1 pseudogene is annotated in these 256 nt (G+C 58.6%); it reads left to right on the top strand.

The window, feature by feature from the left end:
* Positions 1–97: 97 nt before the first annotated feature.
* A pseudogene (locus ACZXDY_RS46715) lies at positions 98–256 on the top strand (IS256 family transposase); the annotation flags it as partial.

Below are 256 nucleotides of genomic sequence, written 5' to 3'. Positions count from 1 at the left end.
GAGCTATGGCGGAATCTGGGTGATGACGGCCTGAGAAGGGCGGCGTATCGAGGCGGGTAACCAGCCAGCCAGAACCTCTTATGCAGAGCGATACGCCATGAACGAGAATAGCAAGATTGTAGAGCTTCGCCAGCCTGGCGCGATGGATGATCCACTGACGAGTATTTTGCGGCATGGAGCACGCCAGCTTCTTGCGCGGGCGATCGAGGCGGAGGTCGCCGACTTTCTGAGCGATCATGCCGATTTGAAGCTGCCG

It is taken from the genome of Bradyrhizobium sp. LeoB3 (assembly GCF_055456055.1).
The sequence above is the reverse complement of the archived record's forward strand: the minus strand, read 5'-3'. Positions and strand labels throughout refer to the sequence as shown.